Genomic DNA, 3044 nt, shown 5'->3' with positions numbered 1-3044 from the left:
GCGAGAGACTGGCCGGCATCTCCCGGGATTGCTCCCGGGGGGTAGCGGCCACCGGCCAAAGCAATTCCAGGAAAAATTCCCGGGAAAGCGCGCAAGCGCTTTCCCTTGGGAATTGCGTCAAAGCAAAGAGTTGGAACAGTTCGCCGTTTCCGTGAAACGGCGAACTGTTCTTGCTTAACTCTGGGACTTGCTGAAGCGATCGAGCACATTGCGGGTGATCTGTTCGGTGAACCGGTCGCCACGCTTGAGACCCATGACCCACTCGCATGTCGCGGCCGTCAGCACCTCACCCTTGCCGCGCGTCATGTGCACCATCATGCCGGAGCCGTATTTGTAGCGCGCGAGCCCTTCCGGCGTCACCTCTCCGGTGACGCACTTCACCAGGCCCTCATGATCGCTGCTGCGGACGTAGTAGCGAAAGCCCTCGCCATTAGGCTCGTCCTCGGCCAGCACCGCCGGCGCCATGGCCAGGATGCTGATCGTCTCGGGCTGGCCCTCGACCGGAACGGGGTAGGGCAGTCCGTGCATGAACGTATAGTCGAGACCATCGACCTCGTAGGCGAAGATGCGCTCCTTGTCGCCGAAGATGTCGGCATAGTGCAGGCCGGTGCCGTCGAATGCCCAGTGCTCCGGCCGGTAGACGGTGAAACCCTTCTGGCCATGCGGCGCGAAGCCGCCCCAGGAGGCGTAGAGGCCATGCAGTCCGTTCACGCCCACTGTCGAGGCGCCCGGCCACGCGACATCCTTGTCCTCCCAGGCGGTCGAAAGAAGGTGCGCCTGGTCTGTCCCGGCGACCGGATCCGTGTTGATGGCGTTGAACTTATGGCAGATCTGGCGCTTGCCGTCGTCCTCGAGGCGGATCTGCCAGAGGAAGTTGGCGCCGAAACGCGCAAGGCGGCCGCCGCGCTCGACATAGGCTTCGATCGCCAGCCGCATCTCACGGGTCCAGTATTCGTCGTGGCCGACGATGGTCACGCAGGGATAGGCGTCGAGCAGCTCTGGCTGGTAGTGCAGGTCGGTCTGCGTGATGAAGTCGAGCTCGTAGCCCTCCTTCTCCGCCCACAGCACGAAATGGCGATCGAACTGCGCCCAGCCGGCTGCGGCGTAGTACTGTCCGAAGCCATTGGCATAGGCCCATTCCTTCATCGGATAGCGCGGCGCATCGCCGAACTCGGGCAGCGGATCGGCGCAGATGCGCGGCGCGCCCGGCGGCAGCCAGACGATGCCGCGTGTCCACGGGCGTTCAAGCGACAGCACCGGAGACGGCTGATCCTTGCCTGCGCCGGCGACGCCGAAATAGTGATTGGCGCCGCCGAAATCGTTGTAAGCGGTCCAGGTACCGGTCGGCAGGATCATCAGGATCCTGGCGCTGCGTGTCGCGGCGGTCGGGCGCACGACGAAGAAGTGGTGCTGCACGAACTTGCCGCCATTGGCGCGGCCACAGGTCGAGACGACGCGGTAGAAGCCCGAGCGCAAATCGTCCGGCAGGCGCCAACGGTGGCTGATCGGCCAGCCGCAGCCGGCCGTGTAGGCATCCTCCGGTGTCGGCGCGAAGACGCCGGCGAGGGACTCGACCTTGTGGACGGTCTGCGGCCGGTAGCCGTCGCGGTAGATCTCGAGCGTCCATTGCGGGGCGGTGGTGGAGGAATGAAAGACGACTTCGTCGCCGGGATCGTAGGATATCGCGTCCGTGTAGGTATAGACCTCCGGCAGGCTGGGGTCGCCATGCGGCGCCTCGTACCAGGGATTCGAATGCCAATGCTCGTCGGCGGACATGGCCCAGGCGCGCCGCGGGCGGATGTTGACCGGGCCGAGCTCAGGCGGGACGAAGTCGTCTTCGCGGGACATGGGTTCCTCATTCATCTGGCTAGAGGGGGTAGGAGACGAGCTGGCCTTGAAGGCCGAGCGTGATCCAGAGCCGGCCGTCGTGGACGCAGCAATTGGTCGGGTCGCTGCCCTGGCCGCAATCGATCATCTCGACGAGCCGGCCCGCGGTGTCGAGGATCGCCACGCGGTCGCCAGTGCTGCCGGTGACGTAGAGCAGGCCGTCATGAAACACCATGCCGTCGGGGTTGAAGCGGTCGTCGAGGCGTGCCCATTCGCTCATCGGGCCGACGCTGCCGCCCTCCCAGGCGAAGCGGACCAGGCGATGCTCCATGGTGATGCCGACGATCAGTGAGCCATCGGGATGGAACACCAGGCCGTTGGGAAAGCCGGTCATGGCTGCGAGGCTTCGAACCTTCCGGTCCCGGCCTGCCGCCAGCAGCTGCCCGCCATGATAGGACGCCGCGTCAGCGCCAAGAACTTCCCAGTTCTGCGGATCGGTGAACACGATCTCGCCGTCCGGGGTAAAGATCAGGTCGTTCGGCCGCGACGGCTTGCCGCCGGGCAGCTGGTCGGCAAAGCTTTCCCAGCGTCCGTCCAGCTGGAGGCGCTGAACACAGCCAGCGATCATCGGCTCGGCGAAATGCAGTTTCTCCAGCGACTCCGGGGCAAGCCCGCCATTGTTGCAGATATAGAGCGCGCCTTCCGGACCCAGCCGCATGCCGTTTGGCGCGCCGGGAAGCGTTGCGAGTTCGCGCACCGCTCCGTCCTTGAAGGCGCGGACCTTGGCATGGAGCAGGTCGACGAACGCGATGGAGCCATCCGGCAGCGCCACCGGGCCTTCCGGAAAGCCGAGGCCCGTCACATGGATTTCCTTCGACCGCATTGTCGTTCCTCCCTCAGTGTCGTCCAGTTCTAGCCTGCTGCCGCAAGGCCGAGTCGCGCGCGGCCCACTTGGGCGCCCGTCAATGCCGTCTCGTCGGGTGCAAGATGGCAGGCCACAATCTGGCTGGAGCCAGGCATGGCGCGCAGCGGCGGCACTGTGGTTCGGCAGATCTCGCGCGCCAGATGGCAGCGCGGGTGGAACCGGCAGCCCGGCGGCACATCGGCCGGGTTTGGCGGATCGCCGGTGAGCATGATGCGCTTCCAGCCGGGCTGGCGGCGGGCGGCCAGGGTGGGCGCCGCTGACAGAAGCGCCTGCGTGTAGGGATGCAATGGCC

At 65.8% G+C, this 3044-nt stretch carries 3 protein-coding genes; all 3 read right to left on the bottom strand.

Annotated features, from left to right (window positions below):
- Positions 1 to 174: 174 nt before the first annotated feature.
- Entirely contained in the window at positions 175 to 1848 is a 1674-nt protein-coding gene (locus WC739_RS25175) for a N,N-dimethylformamidase beta subunit family domain-containing protein (RefSeq protein ID WP_372955698.1), read from the bottom strand.
- Between the two features lie 19 nt (positions 1849 to 1867).
- Positions 1868 to 2710 carry an SMP-30/gluconolactonase/LRE family protein gene (locus tag WC739_RS25170; RefSeq protein WP_372955697.1) on the bottom strand — a complete coding sequence of 281 codons (843 nt, stop codon included), beginning with the start codon at positions 2708 to 2710 and terminating at the stop codon, positions 1868 to 1870.
- Positions 2711 to 2739: 29 nt separating this feature from the next.
- Positions 2740 to 3044, bottom strand: a 305-nt coding sequence (locus WC739_RS25165) for an oligopeptide/dipeptide ABC transporter ATP-binding protein (protein ID WP_372955696.1), incomplete at its 5' end; no start/stop codon positions are given.

This window comes from Mesorhizobium sp., from assembly GCF_041661565.1.
GTDB lineage: Bacteria > Pseudomonadota > Alphaproteobacteria > Rhizobiales > Rhizobiaceae > Mesorhizobium.
The sequence above is the reverse complement of the archived record's forward strand: the minus strand, read 5'-3'. Positions and strand labels throughout refer to the sequence as shown.